The following is a 16,526-nucleotide window of genomic DNA, read 5'->3' as shown; positions in this document are numbered from 1 at the left end:
AGGCGCACGTCACAGTCCAGCCGCCGATTGCCTGGAAAGAGACATGGAGCGACGCGCACGCTTCCGCGGGCGTCCCGGACTACGGCAGCCACACCCGATCAGATCCGGCCGCTGATTCTGGACCAGGGCGCCCTACTCCTTGCAGGGCTCCGCCTTGAGCATGTCGAGTTCGGCAAGCCGGCCTTCCAGCACGAAGTCGCCGTAGTCCATGGTCAGGTCGCGGGTGACGCCGTTCTCGTACATCTTGAAGCTGATGGTGTAGACCGGCAGGCCGTCGGCATCCTTCTTGTCGTTGAAATAGGAGATGGTCACCGGCCAGAAGCCCTGCCCGGCCAGTTCACCTGCCTTTTCCGCGTCACTGCCTGGCTCCGGCGTCTTTTCCAGCGCGCCGATAACGGTGGTGGTGATCATCAGTTCGTTGGCGTCGTCGGAGCCGTCGAAGATGCGCGATTCGTAGAACCGCTCGCCGCTCCTCGCCTTGTCGATGAGCTCCATCATGTGCTCGGTCGGGAAATGGGCCCCGGCCAGTTCCAGCTTCTCCTGCTTGGGCTCGGCCAGTTCGACCTGCAATCCGGAGGCTTCGCCGCTGGCGCTGCCACGGACCTCGCGGTCGAGGTCCTGGTTGACGAAGGAACGGGTCGAGAAATCGAACTTGCGGTTCCTGATGTCCTCGTAGGTGGTGGTCTGCTGATCGGTCACCCGCGACGAATCGGCAGTGACGATCTCTGTGACGAAGCGGAAGCTGACCGTGTAGCCGTCACAGGGCGAACCGTTGAACTCATAGACCATGCGACCGGCCATGCCGGAAATGCCGGAGCGCTCGGACGCGTCCTTGAGCGACAGGTCGTAGACGGCCCGGTGCGCGGCAAGCGAGGCCGGGGCGGCAGACGCCGCGGTCGCGGCGCCGATCAGGGCCATGGAGGCCAGAACAAGCATTCGCATCAGTTTACTCCTGTCAATTCCAGCCGTCATGTTATACGGGCTTGCAAGGCAAAAGCGAGGCGGATCTCGCCGGCTTTGCACTGATTGTCGCGTCCACGATTCCATCATCGGAGCCTTGCCCATGACTGACACCATCGAAACCCGCCTCGCCGCCCGCGGCATCGTCTTGCCGGAAGCCGCAGCCCCCGCCGCCAATTACCGGCCCTGGGTGATCAGCGGCGCGCTGCTGTTCATCTCCGGCCAGCTGCCGCTCAGCAATGGCACCATGACCGCCAAGGGCCTGCTCGGGCGCGACCTCGACACCGAAGCGGGACAGCGGGCCGCCGAACTCTGCGCCATCAATCTCATCGCCCAGGCCAAGGCCGCGCTGGATGGCGATCTCGAGCGCATCGTGCAACTGGTCAAGATCACCGGCTTCGTCGCTTCAGATCCCGGCTATACCGACCAGCATCTGGTCGTCAACGGCGCCTCCAACCTGCTGGCCGAGATGCTTGGCGAGCGCGGCAAGCATGCGCGGGCTGCCGTCGGCACCGCCTGCCTGCCGCTGAACGCCGCCGTCGAAGTCGAAGCCATCATCGAAATCCGCTGAGCCAGACCGATGCCCCACCGCAAGGACCTCTCCGCCGTCATCGCCCGCCCGATCGCTCACCGCGGCTATCACGACATGAACCGGACGATCTGGGAGAATTCGCCCTCGGCGTTTGCCCGGGCGATCGAGCACGGTTTCGCCATCGAATGCGATCTGCAGCTTGCCACCGACGGCGTGCCGGTGGTCTTCCACGACGACGACCTGCAGCGGGTCTGCGGGCTTCCCGGCGATGTCCGCGACCGCACCTCGTGGGAACTGGGGCAACTGGCCATAGGCGGCACCGCCGACCGCATCATCACCCTGCCCGGACTGCTCGCCCAGGTGGCCGGAAAGGTGCCGCTGGTCATCGAACTCAAGGGCCGCAAGGACAACGATGACGGCTTCGCCGAAGCCGTGGTCGACTGCCTTTCCGGCTACAAGGGCGCAGTGGCGCTGATGTCGTTCGACCACTGGCTGCTGCGCGACCTGAAGCGGGCGGGCGCGACGCGGCCGCTCGGGCTGACGGCCGAGGGCGTCAAGCCGGAGAGGTTCTTCCTGCACGAGGAAGCGATGCATCTGGGGCTGGATTTCATCTCCTACTGTGTCCAGCATCTGCCCAATCCGTTCATCGCCGCCCAGCGGGCCAACGGCGTGCCGGTCATCACCTGGACAGTTCGCAATGCCGAGGCGGTGCAACGGACCCGCGACTGCGCCGACCAGATGACCTTCGAGGGCTTCGACCCGGACCAGAGCCTTACGGCCTGATGCCGCCGCGGCAATAAAAGCCTTCGCAGATGCCGCCACCGGGGCGACGGGACTTGTTTTCGCCGCCTCAGGACCTAGGTTCCGGAAGACGGGCGCCGACATCCGCGCGCCCCGCGGATGATCCAGCCCATGACTTCGAAAGATCGGGACTTCACGCTGTCGACTGTGACCGCAATGGATGCCGTCAGTGCCGCCGAATGGTCGCTGCTCTGCGGTGCATCCAGAGAAAGTGAATCCGAAACCCCGTACAATCCCTTCATATCGCACGCATTCCTGTCTTTGCTCGAAGACTCCGGCTCCGTGTCGCCGGAAACCGGCTGGGCTCCCCGCCACCTCATCCTGCGCGATCCGGACGGCGGGCTGGCCGGTGCGATGCCGGCCTATCTCAAGAGCCATTCGATGGGGGAATACGTCTTCGACCATTCCTGGGCCGACGCCTTCCAGCGCGCCGGAGGCCGGTATTACCCGAAGCTGCAATGCGCGGTGCCGTTCACGCCCGCCACCGGGCCGCGGCTGATGGTGCGCGAGGGGCCTGCGGCGGAGGCGATGCGGCGCGCGCTGGCGGGCGGCGCCAGGGCGCTGGCCGAGCAGATGGGCCTGTCGTCTGTGCACGCCACCTTCGTCCCGGAAGGCGAATTGCCGGCCTTTCAGGCGGAGGGCTATCTTCACCGCACCGACCAGCAGTTCCACTGGACCAATCACGGCTTTGCCGACTACGAGGCGTTTCTGGATACGCTGGCATCGCGCAAGCGCAAGGCGCTGCGCAAGGAGCGGCGCTGCGCACTGGACAACGACATCAGCATCGAATGGCTGACCGGCGCCGACCTCACCGAAGAGGTCTGGGACATCTTTCACGGCTTCTACATGGACACCGGCAGCCGCAAATGGGGCCGGCCCTATCTCACGCGGGACTTCTTCACGCTGCTCAGCGATCGGATGGCCGACGACGTACTGCTGGTCATGGCGCGCCGCGACGGCCGCTTCATCGCCGGCGCCCTCAACTTCATCGGCGGCGATTGCCTCTACGGTCGTCATTGGGGCTGCTCGGAGGATCATCCGTACCTGCATTTCGAGGTCTGCTACCATCAGGCGATCGACTTCGCCATCGCGCACCGGCTTGCCCGCGTCGAGGCCGGCGCCCAGGGCGAGCACAAGCTGGCGCGCGGCTATCTGCCGGTCACCACCCATTCGGCGCATTTCATCACCCATCCCGGGCTGCGCCGAGCTGTGGCGGACTATCTCGAGCACGAGCGCCGCGAGGTCGAGCATGTGTCCGAAGTGCTGACCGACCACGGCCCGTTCCGAAAATCCGACCCGCAGATCGCCCGCGGCCCTGCGACGGCCCCGGAGGGCGAGCAGGACTGAGGCGAGATCCTCGTGGCAGCGCCTGTGGCGACGGCAGATATCACGCCCCTCCCGCATCTGCATGCGGTGGAATCGAAAAGCCGACCAGCTTCTTGTATTAGAAGATTTTTTGGCAATCGATCGAATGTCGATTGCCACCGAAGCGGCGGCAACGCGCCGCGGATGCCTTGCCGCACCGGGCCGGCTTGGGTAGATGTACCGGGACATCACCCAGTGAGAACAGGCCATGACCGCATCCAGCTATGACGACGGCAACGTGTTTGCAAAGATCCTGCGCGGCGAGTTGCCGGCGGAACGGCTCTACGAGGACGACGCCACCCTCGCCATCATGGACATCATGCCGCGCGGCCCCGGCCATTGTCTGGTGGTTCCGAAGGCGCCGGCGCGCAACATCCTCGATGTCGCCCCCGACAGTCTCTCGGCAGTGATGGCGACGACGCAGAAACTGGCTCATGCGGTGATGAAGGCCTTCGATGCCGACGGCGTGACGATCCAGCAGTTCAACGAGCCCGCCGGCGGCCAGGTGGTGTTCCACCTGCATGTGCATGTGATCCCGCGGTTTGACGGCACCGCGCTGAAGCCGCACAGCGGGACGATGGAGGATGCCGCCGTGCTGAAGGCAAATGCCGAGAGGATCCGCGCCGCACTGTAGGCATCCAGCGGCGAATCGAGATTCATTTTCTCCGCGAAGAATCTAGATCCGCGCCAGCAGCTCTGCTTTCTTGGCGCGGTATTCCTCGTCGCTGAGAATACCCTTAGCGTGCAGGCCGGCAAGCCGCTCGATCCGGGCGAAGACATCGACCTCTTCGGCCGTCACTTCCGCCGGGCCCGACGGCTTCGGGGTCCCGTGGGTGGCATCGACCGCCGAGGCGCTGTCGTCCTGGCGCTCCGCCTCCGCCGTATTCTCCGGGACTGATGCAGCAGTGAGTCCGGCATCGGGCCCCGGCGGCGATGGAAGCGGATTCTGGTTGCCGGCCCCGTCATTGCGGCCGGCCTTGGCGCCGCCGTCCACCTGCCGCAACTCGGACACCCTGACCGGTCCGTGCTGCGAGGTGAAGCTCAGCGACTGGTCTCCGCCCTGCTGCTGCGAGAAGCCGCCGATATGATGCTCGCCCGTGTCATAGACGCGGACCACGCCGTCGCCGGTATCGATCGCCATGCGGCGGCTGTCGGGGAACCAGGCATAGCGCATGCGGTTCTGCGCGCCTGTGGACGCCGCCCGGCCGAGCGTTTCCGGCCACCATTGCCCGCTCGAACCGCCTTCAACGAACAGGCTTTCACCGGAGTGTCCGCCGCCGGTGCGATGGCCCTGGCTCTGGCTCTGGAAACCGGCGCTCGGGGACGCGGCATGAGCGCCTCCCTGCGTCTGCGACGAGACGGCTGCCGGGGTCCGCAGACCGGCGTGCTCGCGCAACAACCGCGCAACATCCGAACAGATCGCATCGACCTTGGCTTTGAGCTCGTTGTTGAACATGTCGCCGACCATGGTCATGCCGCCCCGGGACCACTGGCCCATGCCGCCCAGATCGGGGTGATTGAATTGGGCCTGGTTGCCCTGCCCCGCCGTCAGCGCCATCAGCACGTGCTCGACGGCTGCGGGACTGACGCCGTGGCGCCTGGCAATCTCGTCAACGGCCCGGCGTCCGTCCTGGCTCAATTCGGTCACGGAATGAATTCTCCTGATCTGGGTTTCCACCTTAACGCCGATGCCGCGGAAAGGATCCATTCAACAGCGCGACGGGCCTGATGTCCACCGCGCATCGCGGCGCAGGCAGGCTGCAGCGCCACGGTCCCGCTCCGATCCACCCGGCGGCGGGTCGCCATCGTTTTGCGGCATTGTGCGGGCAAGAGGAAGTTTCAGTCATCCCTGCGAGGTTTCCATGAACGCCGCCATCATCATCATGACCATTCTTGGATGCGACGATTCCGCAACCCAGTGCCACTATGTGGAGACGGTCGACCGGCAATGGGCGACGATCCAGACCTGCGACGCCGACTCCGAGGCCAGGCTGAGGGGCTACTCCAACCTGAAATATCCCGTGGTCGTGGCCGTTTGCCAGACACCGGAGGACGCGGGCATGGTTGATGCGGCGATCGAGGACGGCAGCGTTTTGGCCGAGGCGCCGGACAAGCGCACGGATCCGGACTCAGCTCACAGCACCGAGGCACAGGCCAGCGTCGCCAGCAGGGTCTTCACGCAGATCAAGGGCGTTCTGCCGGCCGCCGCCGGCATCAAGTCCCTGATCGCCAAGCCGGTGCACTTCGTCACCGACGGCTACTCCTGGGTGGCGCAACGCTTCGAGAAATAGCGCCGGCGGCGGCGGCCGGCCACCTCCCCGTCAGCCGAGCAGCAACTGGCCGCCGATGAGCACGGCAAGCGCCACGGCGATGCCGACCCAGACACGCTGGCGGAGCGCCAGGAAGGCGGCAAAGCCGAGGCCCAGGGCAAGGAGCCGCAATGCCACCGGCACGTGCTTCAGTTCACCGCTGGGATAGAGCACGAGCTTGGCGATGACGGCGGCGACCAGCGCGGTGGCCACGGCCCGGACCCAGATCAGAAGCAGCGAGTCGTCCTTCAGCCGGGCGCCGACGACAACGCCAAGCCAGCGCCACAGATCGGTGGCGAGCCAGCCTGCGACGGCAATGAAGACATAGGGCCACCACCAGGTGTCGAGCCACTGATACGACATCATCGGCCTGCCGACCTTGCGCGCCGGGCGATTAGCCGATCGGCCAGAAACGCCACCGTTCCGCCGGCAAGTCCGGCATAGAGAATGTCGAAGCCCGGCGATATCTGGTGAAACAGCGGCCCCAACGCCATGCCGGCGATCATGGCGATATGGACGACCCGGTGGGGCGAGGATGCCCAGATCGAGGTCAGGAAGTAGACCGGCGTCAGAAAGAACAGCGCGCCGGCAAGCATCGCCGGCAGAACCGAGACGGTGGAATAGACGATGGCCACCAGCACCATGTTGACGGTGGTGACGGTCATGCCGAAGCCGGCGAAGAACATCGCCCGGTGCTCGCGGGGAATGTCCTTCACCCGTTCCATTGTAAACACCCAGGCGGTCACGGCGACGAAATGCGCCAGCAGCAGCAGAAGCCAGGTCGGCGTCCTGTGGCTGCGGATCTCGGGGATCAGCGAGGCGACCATCGGCATCAGCCGGATCGAGGACAGCGTCACGGTGATGAAGGCAGCCGGCAGGGATGCACCGGCGATGATGGACCCCACCAGCAGCACCTTGGCCGGCAACGCCCAGACGATTCCCGTCATGAAGACGGTCTCGCCCATGGGCATTCCCGCCTCCACCGCGAAACCGGCGAAACCGACAAAGGCGCTCATCAGAATGAGGGCTGGAAGCGAAGCTATGCCGCGCACGCCGTGGAAGAACCACCAGGCGGACGGCCGGTCAATCGGATCGGTCATGACTCGGTGTTAAGCCATGGCGCGGCCGCTGAAAACAGAAAATGCCCGCGGGGGAACGTATTATCCAGAAAAACCAACGCCCCCGGCAAGCCGGGGGCGTTGGGCGTCTCGAGGTCCAGGTGCGGTCTATTTCTTGCGCGGCACCTTCGGCACTGCCCCTGAGGCCTTGCGGGGCGCGGGCTTCTCGCCTGCCTGCTCAGCTCCGGCAGAAGCCGCGGGCTTGGCCGGGGCGGATGCCTTGGCGGCACCAGCCGACTTCGGCTTGTCGGGCGTCTTCGGCGCCGGACCGGCCTTGGCCTTCGGCTTCGCGCGCGCCTTGGAGGCAGCCTTCTTCTTCTCCGGCAGCTGTTCCTTCTTCGGCGACACGGGCACCGAGCCCGGAATGCACTCCAGCAGCAGGCCGCGGTTGCCGTCGGCCTTGACCCCAACGGTGATCTTGACCGTGCCGCCGTGCTTGAGCTTGCCGAACAGGAGTTCGTTGGCGAGCTCCTTCTTGATGTGCTCCTGGATCACCCGACCCAGCGGCCGGGCGCCCATCCGGTCGTCATAGCCCGTCTCGGCCAGCCAGGAGATCGCCTCCTCGTTGAGATCGAAGGTGACGTTGCGTTCGTTGAGCTGGGCCTCGAGCTGCATGACGAACTTCTGAACCACCTGATGGACCACTTCCGCCGGCAGCGAGCCGAAGGCGATGATCGAATCCAGACGGTTGCGGAACTCCGGCGTGAACAGCCGGTTGATCGCCTCCATGTCGTCGCCTTCGCGCTTGGACGAGCCGAAGCCGATGGCCGACTTGGCCGCGTCCGCGGCGCCCGCGTTGGTGGTCATGATCAGGATGACGTTGCGGAAGTCGATCTTCTTGCCGTTGTGGTCGGTCAGCGAGCCATGATCCATGACCTGCAGCAGGATGTTGAACAGGTCGGGATGCGCCTTCTCGATCTCGTCGAGCAGCAGCACGCAATAGGGGTGCTGGTCGACGCCGTCGGTCAGCAGGCCGCCCTGATCGAAGCCGACATAGCCGGGAGGCGCACCGATGAGCCGCGAGACCGTGTGCCGCTCCATGTATTCCGACATGTCGAAGCGCAGGAGTTCGACACCGAGCGAGGCCGCCAGTTGCTTGGCCACTTCGGTCTTGCCCACGCCGGTGGGTCCGGAGAACAGATAGGAGCCGATCGGCTTGTCGGGCTCGCGCAGGCCGGCGCGCGCCAGCCGGATGGCCGCCGTCAGCGCGTCGATGGCCGCATCCTGGCCATAGACCACCGAGCGCAGTTCCTTGTCGAGATTTTCGAGAACGCTCTCGTCATCCTTCGACACGGTCTTGGCCGGGATCCGGGCCATGGTGGCGATGGTGTTCTCGATCTCCACCTCGGTCAGCTCGGCCTTGCGCTGGCCGACCGGCAGCAGCATCTGCGCCGCGCCGGATTCATCGATGACGTCGATGGCCTTGTCGGGCAGCTTGCGGTCGGTGATGTAGCGGGCCGACAGTTCGACGGCCGATTTGATCGCCGCGTCCGAATAGGTGACCTTGTGATAGGACTCGTAGTAGGGCTTGAGACCCTTGAGGATCTCGATGGCGTCGTCGATCGACGGTTCGTTGACATCGATCTTCTGGAACCGGCGCACCAGCGCCCGGTCCTTCTCGAAGAACTGCCGGTATTCCTTGTAGGTGGTCGAGCCGATGCAGCGGATGGCGCCCGACGACAAGGCAGGCTTGAGCAGGTTGGAGGCGTCCATGGCGCCGCCGGACGTGGCGCCGGCACCGATGACGGTGTGGATCTCGTCGATGAACAGCACCGCGCCTGGCAGGTCCTCGAGTTCCTTGACCACCTGCTTGAGGCGTTCCTCGAAGTCGCCGCGGTAGCGGGTTCCCGCCAGCAGCGAGCCCATGTCGAGCGAATAGATGACCGCGTCGGAAAGCACGTCGGGGACGTCGCCCTCGACGATGCGCTTGGCCAGGCCTTCGGCAATCGCCGTCTTGCCCACGCCGGGGTCGCCGACATAGAGCGGGTTGTTCTTGGAGCGGCGGCAGAGGATCTGGATGGTGCGATTGACCTCCTCGGTGCGACCGATCAGCGGATCGATCTTGCCGGTCTTGGCCTTCTCGTTGAGATTGACGCAATAGGCGCTGAGCGCATCCTGGCCCTTCTTCTTGGCACCCTCGTCGCTTTCGGCTGCCGGCTTGGTGATCTCGGGCTCGGGATCATCGATGCCGCGAACGGGCCGCGCCTCGCCTGAGCCCGGGCGCTTGGCGATGCCGTGCGAGATGAAATTGACCGCATCGTAGCGCGTCATCTCCTGCTCCTGCAGGAAATAGGCGGCGTGGCTCTCGCGCTCGGCGAATATGGCGACAAGCACATTGGCGCCTGTCACCTCCTCGCGGCCGGACGACTGCACATGGATGACCGCCCGCTGGATGACGCGCTGAAAACCGGAAGTGGGCTTGGAGTCCTCGGCATAGCCGGTGACCAGATTGCCCAGTTCCTTGTCGACATAATCCGTCACCGTGCGGCGCAGCTGATCGAGATCGACATTGCAGGCGCCCATGACGGCGGCGGCATCGGGATCTTCCATCAGCGCCAGCAACAGATGCTCGAGCGTGGCATATTCGTGATGACGTTCGTTGGCGAATGTCAGTGCCTGATGAATCGCCTTTTCCAGGCTGGCGGAAAAACTGGGCACGTTCAGGTCCTCATTTCTTTTCCATCACGCACTGAAGCGGGTGATGATGCTCGCGGGCGAAATCCATGACCTGAGTCACCTTGGTTTCGGCCACCTCGTAGGTGAATACGCCACATTCTCCGACTCCATGATTGTGCACATGAAGCATGATCCGTGTCGCCTGCTCGCGGTCCTTCTGGAAGAAATTCTCCAGGATGTGGATCACGAACTCCATCGGCGTATAGTCGTCGTTCAGCAGCAGGACCCGGTAAAGACTCGGACGTTTCACCTCGGGCTTGACCCGGGTGATCACCTGCGTGCCCCGGTCGGGAGTGCCGCCGCCTGATTTCTTGTCCGCCTGCATGACAACCGGAAATGCGCTTTTGATCACAGTGTGTCTGTCCTGTCTGGCCCTGCCGCGCTGCTCATCAAGATCACGACGCATTCTGACGCTTTCCCATAACTTAATCTTTTGTTCGCCGATTTTAAGCCCCCCTGCACGATCGATCAATCTTATTTGATGCCGCGCCGGGCAACAAGAACGGCACACGAAAAAACCCGGCTGCGAAGCGCAACCGGGTTGAATTCTGAAGCGTGAACCTGTCGCGAGACAGATCCTGCCGAGCATGTCAGGCGTGGGTGCCGACCTTGGCGGCAGCCTCTTCGAAAGGCTTGTAGGCCTGCTTGGCCAGATCGGCGTAGATTTCGCTCATCTTGGTGGCCTGCGCGACGAAACCTTCGTAGCTGGACTTGGCGAAATCCGTCTGGATCTCGATGGCCTTGTCGAGGCTCTTGGCTGCGACAAGCTTCTCGACCACGGCCGAGCTGTCCTCGAAGGCCTTCTTGGAATAGTCCGTGGCTTCGGCAGCGATCTGCTGGAAACCCTTGGTCATGGACGAAACCGTGGTCAACATGCTGTCCATGGCTTCCTTGCCGAGTTTGGAACTGCTGTCAAAATTCATCATGGCGCCGACTCCTGTCGTTGAATGGGGTGATGGAGCATTGATATGTGCGTCGCACCAATTTGTCAAGGATTTTTGTGCAGTGCAGCATTTCGAAACATTTTCAGACGGATAGACGCGCCGCGCGGCGTCAATACGCCCGTTCTGGGGGGATGAGGCCGGCAACGAAGGATTCATCATAAACGGATTGGTAACGACGCGCCGATAATGTGGCCGCAATGGCTGGTCATTGGGGGATGACTTCCAGACGCCCTCCCTGCTGCAAAATTACGAGTTGCCGTCCCATGCGTACCGAACAGACAACCGCCCGAACCGCCGTCGCCGCCCTCCCGCTGCGGCTCCTCGCCCTTGTCACGCTCGTCCTGGCCACAGCCTTCAGCGCCCCCGCTGCGCGGGCCGCCGAGTATGCCGGCATCGTCATTGACGCCAAGACCGGCAAGACGCTCTACGCTCACGACGCCGATGAACTGCGCTATCCGGCCTCGCTGACCAAGATGATGACGCTCTATCTCACCTTTGAGGCGATGCAGAATGGCCGGCTCAAACTGTCATCCCGGATTCCGGTTTCGGCCAACGCGGCCAAGGAGCCTCCGACCAAACTCGGACTGAGGCCGGGACAGACGATTTCGGTGGAAGACGCCATCCTGGCGCTGATCACCGAGTCGGCCAATGACGTCTCGACCGCGCTCGGCGAATATCTGGGCGGATCTGAATCCAAGTTCGCCTCGATGATGACCGCGAAGGCGCGCGTGCTCGGCATGTCGCACACCACGTACCGCAATGCGCACGGACTTCCCAATTCGGCACAGAAAACCACCGCGCGCGACCAGGCCCGGCTCGGCATTGCACTGCGCGAGCATTTTCCGCGCGACTACCGCTATTTCTCCACCCGCTCCTTCACCTATGGCAAGCGCAAGCACGGCAACCACAACCGGCTCCTGGGCCAGGTGCGCGGCGTCGACGGAATCAAGACCGGCTACACCAGGGCCTCGGGCTTCAACCTCGTGACATCGGTGATCGACCGCGACCGTTCGATCGTCGCCGTGGTGATGGGCGGGCGCACCGGCGCCAGCCGCAATGCCCAGATGAAGGACCTGATTGCCCGCTACCTGCCGCAGGCTTCGACCCGCGGCGGCGGACAGCTGATCGCCCGCGGCAAGATGGCGCCGACGATTCCGGCAGCCCTCATTGCCGAGCTGGAACTGCCGCAGGTCGGCCCGCTGCCGGAGAACCGTCACGACGACAGCCGCATCACGCTGGCCTATGCCGCCCCCGCGCCCAATCCGGTCGTCGGCCGCGCGGCCCTGGCCGAGACGCTGCGCCTGCAGAAGACCGTTGCGGTGCCGACGCCGGCGCCGGCCTATGTGCCGGAGGCGGCAGACAGCATCGCAAGCCTGGCCGTCGATCCGGTCACCACCGCATCGACCCAGGCGATCACCGGCTGGGTGATCCAGATCGGCGCAATGCCGGACCGGGACGGCGCGCTCGGCCTGCTGTCGAAGGCGCAGAGCGCAGGCGGCGGCGCGCTCGCCGATGCCGAGCCGTTCACGATGGCCTATTCCAAGGGCAGCGCACAGCTCTATCGCGCCCGGTTTGCCGGCTTTGACGGCCAGGACGGCGCGCTGTCGGCCTGCAAGGCCTTGAAGAAGAAGGGGTTCGCCTGCTGGGCAACCCAGAACTGAACGTGGCCTGTCGTGCCATGGGTGCCAGGCTGTTCGCCTGGCACCGCCTGTGACTTGTAATGCGTAATCAGGGGAAATCAGTCATGTCGACGCAAGAGAACATCCTTGGCCTCATTAATCCGGCTGGCAAGAAACTCAGAACCACCCGTATCGGGATGCATCCGCTTCATGAGGCGGCGATGCGCCTCGCTGATATCGGATTTTCCCGCCCCAGGTCCAAGACCAAGGATCTGGTAGGCCTCCTGCTTTGTCATGGCGCCCGAGCCTGGAGAAGTTCCCAGTCCCGCGCTGTCATCCGCATCAGCGCCCGCACGCCAATCGGGCATGCGGCGGTCAAGATACGCCTCCAGTAGGCCAAGGCTTTCTGCATCGCAGTCCAGCTCGCGGCGCAGCCGCAGCAAGGCTTCGAGATCGAGCGCGCCGAGTTCGGCGCCCTCCATGCTCCCCGCCAGGACGACCCCGTTCATGTCGCCGGAATCCAGATCGAGTTCCATTTCCAGCGCCGCCGAACGCACATGCGACCGCCCGCCGGCGCTGCGCTTGGCGCGCGCGGCGGAGCGCATGCGCCCGAAGATGGTGAAGGCCAGGAACAACAGTGGCGCGCCGAGGCTGATGCGCCCGACCAGCGTGAGCGCGAGGCCTGCAATGCCCATGACGCCCGGCAAGAAATAGCGCAGCGTCGTCGCCAGCCTGGCGGGCGGCATGCGCATCGCCACCAGACCCAGCAGCGCCAGGACAGCCCCTGCCAGAAGCATGTAGAAGATAATCGTCATCCTAGCGGTTTCCCCCGGAGCCCGGCTTCATCTGGCCAAGCAGCAACCGGGCGGCGCTGCCGCCCGCATGTTCCAAGGCCTTTCGGCCTCCACGGGCGAATGTCGCCACAGCCCGCAACAACGCGGCCAGCTCTGCCGCCGCGGATCGGTCGAACTTCGCATAGGCGCCGTTGGTCAGGCGGGCAATCTCGCGGAAGGCCGTCTCCGCAGCCGGGTCATGGCCCTCGTGAAACATGAAGCATGGCACATTGCGCAGGCTCAGTTCGCCTGCCAGCGCACACAGCTCATCGATGTTCTCCTCCATCGCGTCGCCGATATAGACCAGGGCGTTGACCCTGGCGCCGCGCGCCTCGGCGTTCGCATGACGCAGCACCCTGCCGATCTGGGTCTGGCCGCCGCGGCAGTCAATGGCCGACATCAGCCGAGCCAGCCGGCCGGTGTCGGCCACCCATTTCGACGACCTGCATTCATTGAAGCCGCGGAAATAGACCAGTTGCACATTCAGGCCGCCGGTCTTGCCGACCGTGTCGAACATCTCGCCCTGCAGATGACAGGCCACGTCCCAGGTCGGCTGCCTGCTCATGGTCGCGTCCAGCGCGAAAATCAGCCGACCGTCGCCGTCGGCGCTGCCGGCAATCGATCTGGCCGATGACAGGAAGGCCGCGATTTCGCTCGACGACGAGCGGGCAGCCGGCACGCCGGCGGCGGCCTCGGCCGGCCTGACCTGTTTGTGAGTGCTGGGTCTGTCCTTGTCCATGGTCCGCCTGTTCAAGCCGGCGAAAACGCCTCTCCCTCAATGTGGCATCGTCGGGCGCAAACACAAGGTCTGCAAGGCCGGATTGCCGTGCCGTCCGCCGCCAGCGCGGCGGAATGCGCTCAGAGAAGGCCGAGACTGGCCAGTTCGCGACGCAGTTCGGCCGGCATCGCCTCGGCCCCGGTGTCAGAGCCCAGGTCTGCGGGCGCATCCTCTGCGGTGAGATAGCGCCAGCCCTGGAACGGCCGCCGCGGCTGCCAGTTGGTCAGATGCAACTGGGGTTCCAGGATGAAGTCGCACCGCGAGATGCCCTCGCCGTCGACGACGGGGCGAAGGTCGAGCAGGCGCTGGCGCACCTGCACATTGCCCTTGATCACCCAGTAGAGCGAACCGCCGTCCAGCACCTCGTCGCGGCGCTTGGGCGCCATGCGGGTGGTGTGGTGCTGTTCGGGCGCCTTGCCGGCAGCCTTGCGGGCCGCCAGACGCCGGGTGATCCAGTCCTGCAGGTCCTCGACGCTCTCGGCGCCGACGCAAAGCTTGATGATATGGAGAGCCATCCCTCCTTGTCGGTGCCGGCGCGCGATCCGTCAAGAGCGCGCCGGAGCACTCCGCCACCCGTCCACAGCCCGTCTCCGGCGCCGGACGACCGGGCTCAGCACTCCACCACATTGACGGCGAGACCGCCCGTGGAGGTTTCCTTGTACTTCTCGTTCATGTCGAGGCCGGTCTGGCGCATGGTCTCGATGCAGGCGTCGAGCGGCACGAAATGGGTGCCGTCGCCCTTCAGCGCCAGCGAGGCGGCGGTGACCGCCTTGACCGCGCCCAGCGCATTGCGCTCGATGCAGGGCACCTGCACCAGGCCGCCGACGGGGTCGCAGGTCATGCCGAGATGGTGCTCGAGCGCGATCTCGGCGGCGTTTTCCACCTGTTCGGGCGTGCCACCCATGATCGCGGCCAGCCCGGCGGCCGACATCGCCGCAGCCGAACCCACCTCGCCCTGGCACCCCACCTCGGCGCCGGAAATCGACGCGTTATGCTTGATGATGCCGCCGATGGCGGCGGCTGTGAGCAGGTAGTCGCGAACCGAAGTCTGATCGGCGCCGTCCTGGAACTGCAGGATGTAGCGGATGGTGGCGGGAATGACGCCGGCGGCGCCGTTGGTGGGCGCCGTGACGACACGACCGCCGGCGGCGTTCTCCTCGTTGACGGCCATGGCGTAGACGCTCAGCCAGTCATTGGCGAGCAGCGGATTGCGACGGTTCTGGCGCCACTCGTCCTGCAGCTTTTCATGGATCATGCGGGCGCGACGCTTGACCTTGAGCCCACCGGGCATGATGCCCTCGCCGGTCAGGCCGCGCTCGACGCAGCCGTCCATCGCCGACCAGATCCGGTCGAGGCCGGCGTCGAGCTCTTCAGGGCTCATCGACGCCTCCTCGTTGGCGCGCTTCATCTGCGCAATCGACAGGCCTGACCGGGCCGCCATCGCCAGCATCTGCGCGGCATTGGCGAAAGGATAGGGCACGGTCCTGTCGACTGCTGGCTTCCTGGTCGACTTGAGCGCCTCGAGTTCGGTGTCGGTGACGACGAAACCACCGCCGACGGAATAGTAGACCCGGCGCAGCAGCACATTTCCGTCGCGGTCGAAGGCGCTGAAACGCATGCCGTTGGCATGCCCCGGCAAAGGCGTCTTCTTGTCGAAGACCAGGTCGGTCTTCGGGTCGAAATGATAGGTCGGATGGCCGGGCGGCGTGACCGACCGGCTTGCCTCGACCGATCCGATGATGGCGTCCATCCGGTCTGGATCGACCTGGTCGGGGCGCTCCCCGGTCAGGCCCAGCACGACTGCGCGGCCGGTGCCATGGCCGATGCCGGTGTAGGCGAGCGAACCATGCAGGCTGACCGCCAGCGAGGCAACCCGGGTTCCTGCGGGCCGCGGCCAGGCGTCGGAGGCGATTTCATCGAGGAACCTCACCGCGGCCGACATCGGCCCCATCGTGTGGGAGCTCGAAGGACCGACACCGATCTTGAAGACATCGAAAACCGAGAGAAACAAGTGCTACCTCCAATGCCGGTCCCGCCGGATCCCGGCGAACCGGCCGGACGGGTTATCATCGCCGAGCCACCGGTGCATGACCAGTCCGGTGACGCCGACAGTACATGCAAATTTCCAGCACGGCCTGCCGGGCCGCCGACACCTTCTGCCGCGCAGGCGACATCGGCGGCGCGATGCCGCGAAACAGGGAGGACCAGTGCACGGAAATTTGGGCAAGAAAAAGCAGCGCGGACAAGGGTCACGCGCTGCTTATCGGATCTCGCAGTGTGGGGCTCAGATGCCGCCGAACAGATATGCCAGAACAAGAATTCCCGTAAACCCGATCACTGCGCGGGCGGTGATGCCCCAGCAGGATTTTTGTGCGGTGTCGTTCATATTCACTCCGATTGATGGACCAGATCCGGCCGCGTCAGCATGTTGGATTCGCTTGCGGCTTGAATTGGGGGTTTAACGAACTGGTAACATCTTCGCAACTGCAAAAAAGGGCGAAACTGTGGTCAAATTCTCATAGGAGCTTCGCGCTCGGAACATGGCTCCTTGACAATCCAACGGGTTAGCCTGAAGCGTTTCCTGTTCGACT

The 16,526-nt window shown here is 64.7% G+C and carries 18 protein-coding genes; 7 read left to right on the top strand and 11 right to left on the bottom strand.

What is annotated here, in order from left to right; translation table 11 throughout:
- Window positions 1-132: 132 nt before the first annotated feature.
- Window positions 133-942: a cell envelope integrity EipB family protein gene (locus DFR52_RS01755; protein WP_110030193.1), complete on the bottom strand. Its 810-nt coding sequence runs from the start codon at window positions 940-942 to the stop codon at window positions 133-135.
- Between the two features lie 121 nt (window positions 943-1,063).
- Here DFR52_RS01755 and DFR52_RS01750 point away from each other — a divergent pair, with 121 nt between their 5' ends.
- The 4 genes from DFR52_RS01750 (at window position 1,064) to DFR52_RS01735 (ending at window position 4,292) form a co-directional block, all read left to right on the top strand.
- Window positions 1,064-1,531: a RidA family protein gene (locus DFR52_RS01750; protein WP_110030192.1), complete on the top strand. Its 468-nt coding sequence runs from the start codon at window positions 1,064-1,066 to the stop codon at window positions 1,529-1,531.
- Between the two features lie 9 nt (window positions 1,532-1,540).
- Complete coding sequence (locus DFR52_RS01745; RefSeq protein WP_110030191.1) at window positions 1,541-2,275, top strand: glycerophosphodiester phosphodiesterase; 735 nt, start codon at window positions 1,541-1,543, stop codon at window positions 2,273-2,275.
- Window positions 2,276-2,404: 129 nt separating this feature from the next.
- A complete protein-coding gene (locus tag DFR52_RS01740; protein WP_170132205.1) occupies window positions 2,405-3,640 on the top strand; it encodes a GNAT family N-acetyltransferase in 1,236 nt (411 codons plus the stop codon).
- Between the two features lie 226 nt (window positions 3,641-3,866).
- A complete protein-coding gene (locus DFR52_RS01735; protein ID WP_110030190.1) occupies window positions 3,867-4,292 on the top strand; it encodes an HIT family protein in 426 nt (141 codons plus the stop codon).
- Window positions 4,293-4,334: 42 nt separating this feature from the next.
- On the opposite strand, the gene DFR52_RS01730 is transcribed toward DFR52_RS01735, so the two are convergent.
- Window positions 4,335-5,306, bottom strand: a complete 972-nt coding sequence (locus DFR52_RS01730; RefSeq protein ID WP_110031073.1) for an SHOCT domain-containing protein — start codon at window positions 5,304-5,306, stop codon at window positions 4,335-4,337.
- 214 nt (window positions 5,307-5,520) lie between these two features.
- On the opposite strand from DFR52_RS01730, the gene DFR52_RS01725 reads away from it, so the two are divergent.
- Entirely contained in the window at window positions 5,521-5,949 is a 429-nt protein-coding gene (locus DFR52_RS01725; RefSeq protein WP_110030189.1) for a hypothetical protein, read from the top strand.
- Window positions 5,950-5,979: 30 nt separating this feature from the next.
- On the opposite strand, the gene DFR52_RS01720 is transcribed toward DFR52_RS01725, so the two are convergent.
- The 5 genes from DFR52_RS01720 to DFR52_RS01700 form a co-directional block, all read right to left on the bottom strand.
- The gene (locus DFR52_RS01720; protein ID WP_110030188.1) at window positions 5,980-6,333 is read right to left on the bottom strand and encodes an AzlD domain-containing protein; all 354 of its coding nucleotides are present in this window, start codon (window positions 6,331-6,333) and stop codon (window positions 5,980-5,982) included.
- Entirely contained in the window at window positions 6,330-7,067 is a 738-nt protein-coding gene (locus DFR52_RS01715; protein WP_110030187.1) for an AzlC family ABC transporter permease, read from the bottom strand. Before DFR52_RS01715 ends, DFR52_RS01720 begins: the two co-directional genes overlap by 4 nt.
- Window positions 7,068-7,193: 126 nt before the next feature.
- Window positions 7,194-9,743, bottom strand: a complete 2,550-nt coding sequence (gene clpA / locus DFR52_RS01710; protein ID WP_110030186.1) for an ATP-dependent Clp protease ATP-binding subunit ClpA — start codon at window positions 9,741-9,743, stop codon at window positions 7,194-7,196.
- A gap of 10 nt (window positions 9,744-9,753) precedes the next feature.
- Window positions 9,754-10,086 (bottom strand): ATP-dependent Clp protease adapter ClpS, encoded by a 333-nt coding sequence (clpS, locus tag DFR52_RS01705; RefSeq protein ID WP_110031072.1) that lies wholly within the window; start codon window positions 10,084-10,086, stop codon window positions 9,754-9,756.
- Window positions 10,087-10,351: 265 nt separating this feature from the next.
- Window positions 10,352-10,687 carry a phasin family protein gene (locus DFR52_RS01700; protein WP_110030185.1) on the bottom strand — a complete coding sequence of 112 codons (336 nt, stop codon included), beginning with the start codon at window positions 10,685-10,687 and terminating at the stop codon, window positions 10,352-10,354.
- Window positions 10,688-10,968: 281 nt separating this feature from the next.
- On the opposite strand from DFR52_RS01700, the gene DFR52_RS01695 reads away from it, so the two are divergent.
- A complete protein-coding gene (locus DFR52_RS01695) occupies window positions 10,969-12,366 on the top strand; it encodes a D-alanyl-D-alanine carboxypeptidase (protein ID WP_110030184.1) in 1,398 nt (465 codons plus the stop codon).
- Between the two features lie 77 nt (window positions 12,367-12,443).
- Here DFR52_RS01695 and DFR52_RS24765 read toward each other — a convergent pair whose 3' ends face one another.
- Window positions 12,444-12,560 carry a J domain-containing protein gene (locus DFR52_RS24765; protein ID WP_245415207.1) on the bottom strand — a complete coding sequence of 39 codons (117 nt, stop codon included), beginning with the start codon at window positions 12,558-12,560 and terminating at the stop codon, window positions 12,444-12,446.
- Here DFR52_RS24765 and DFR52_RS24760 point away from each other — a divergent pair.
- Window positions 12,516-12,719, top strand: a complete 204-nt coding sequence (locus DFR52_RS24760; protein ID WP_245415206.1) for a hypothetical protein — start codon at window positions 12,516-12,518, stop codon at window positions 12,717-12,719. The genes DFR52_RS24765 and DFR52_RS24760 overlap by 45 nt on opposite strands.
- Window positions 12,720-13,140: 421 nt before the next feature.
- Here the strand turns inward: DFR52_RS24760 and DFR52_RS01685 are convergent, their stop codons facing one another.
- The 3 genes from DFR52_RS01685 to DFR52_RS01675 form a co-directional block, all read right to left on the bottom strand.
- On the bottom strand, window positions 13,141-13,896 hold the full coding sequence (locus tag DFR52_RS01685) for a vWA domain-containing protein (protein ID WP_110030182.1): 756 nt from the start codon (window positions 13,894-13,896) through the stop codon (window positions 13,141-13,143).
- 119 nt (window positions 13,897-14,015) lie between these two features.
- Window positions 14,016-14,450: a DUF1489 family protein gene (locus tag DFR52_RS01680; protein WP_110030181.1), complete on the bottom strand. Its 435-nt coding sequence runs from the start codon at window positions 14,448-14,450 to the stop codon at window positions 14,016-14,018.
- 95 nt (window positions 14,451-14,545) lie between these two features.
- Window positions 14,546-15,946: an L-serine ammonia-lyase gene (locus DFR52_RS01675; protein ID WP_110030180.1), complete on the bottom strand. Its 1,401-nt coding sequence runs from the start codon at window positions 15,944-15,946 to the stop codon at window positions 14,546-14,548.
- Window positions 15,947-16,526 lie beyond the last annotated feature (580 nt).

Origin of the sequence: Hoeflea marina (genome assembly GCF_003182275.1) — a bacterium.
GTDB classification, from domain to species: domain Bacteria; phylum Pseudomonadota; class Alphaproteobacteria; order Rhizobiales; family Rhizobiaceae; genus Hoeflea; species Hoeflea marina.
Note: the sequence above shows the minus strand (reverse complement) of the source record. Positions and strands in the feature narration are given on the sequence as shown.

Bases quoted from the DNA above. Each gene is read 5' to 3' on its own strand.
- DFR52_RS01695 (WP_110030184.1), top strand. From the start codon at position 10,969: ATGCGTACCGAACAGACAACCGCCCGAACCGCCGTCGCCGCCCTCCCG.
- DFR52_RS01740 (WP_170132205.1), top strand. From the start codon at position 2,405: ATGACTTCGAAAGATCGGGACTTCACGCTGTCGACTGTGACCGCAATG.
- DFR52_RS01715 (WP_110030187.1), bottom strand. From the start codon at position 7,067: ATGACCGATCCGATTGACCGGCCGTCCGCCTGGTGGTTCTTCCACGGC.
- DFR52_RS01680 (WP_110030181.1), bottom strand. From the start codon at position 14,450: ATGGCTCTCCATATCATCAAGCTTTGCGTCGGCGCCGAGAGCGTCGAG.
- DFR52_RS01735 (WP_110030190.1), top strand. From the start codon at position 3,867: ATGACCGCATCCAGCTATGACGACGGCAACGTGTTTGCAAAGATCCTG.
- DFR52_RS01720 (WP_110030188.1), bottom strand. From the start codon at position 6,333: ATGATGTCGTATCAGTGGCTCGACACCTGGTGGTGGCCCTATGTCTTC.
- DFR52_RS01685 (WP_110030182.1), bottom strand. From the start codon at position 13,896: ATGGACAAGGACAGACCCAGCACTCACAAACAGGTCAGGCCGGCCGAG.
- DFR52_RS01700 (WP_110030185.1), bottom strand. From the start codon at position 10,687: ATGATGAATTTTGACAGCAGTTCCAAACTCGGCAAGGAAGCCATGGAC.
- clpS (WP_110031072.1), bottom strand. From the start codon at position 10,086: ATGCAGGCGGACAAGAAATCAGGCGGCGGCACTCCCGACCGGGGCACG.
- DFR52_RS01750 (WP_110030192.1), top strand. From the start codon at position 1,064: ATGACTGACACCATCGAAACCCGCCTCGCCGCCCGCGGCATCGTCTTG.
- DFR52_RS01725 (WP_110030189.1), top strand. From the start codon at position 5,521: ATGAACGCCGCCATCATCATCATGACCATTCTTGGATGCGACGATTCC.
- DFR52_RS01745 (WP_110030191.1), top strand. From the start codon at position 1,541: ATGCCCCACCGCAAGGACCTCTCCGCCGTCATCGCCCGCCCGATCGCT.
- DFR52_RS01755 (WP_110030193.1), bottom strand. From the start codon at position 942: ATGCGAATGCTTGTTCTGGCCTCCATGGCCCTGATCGGCGCCGCGACC.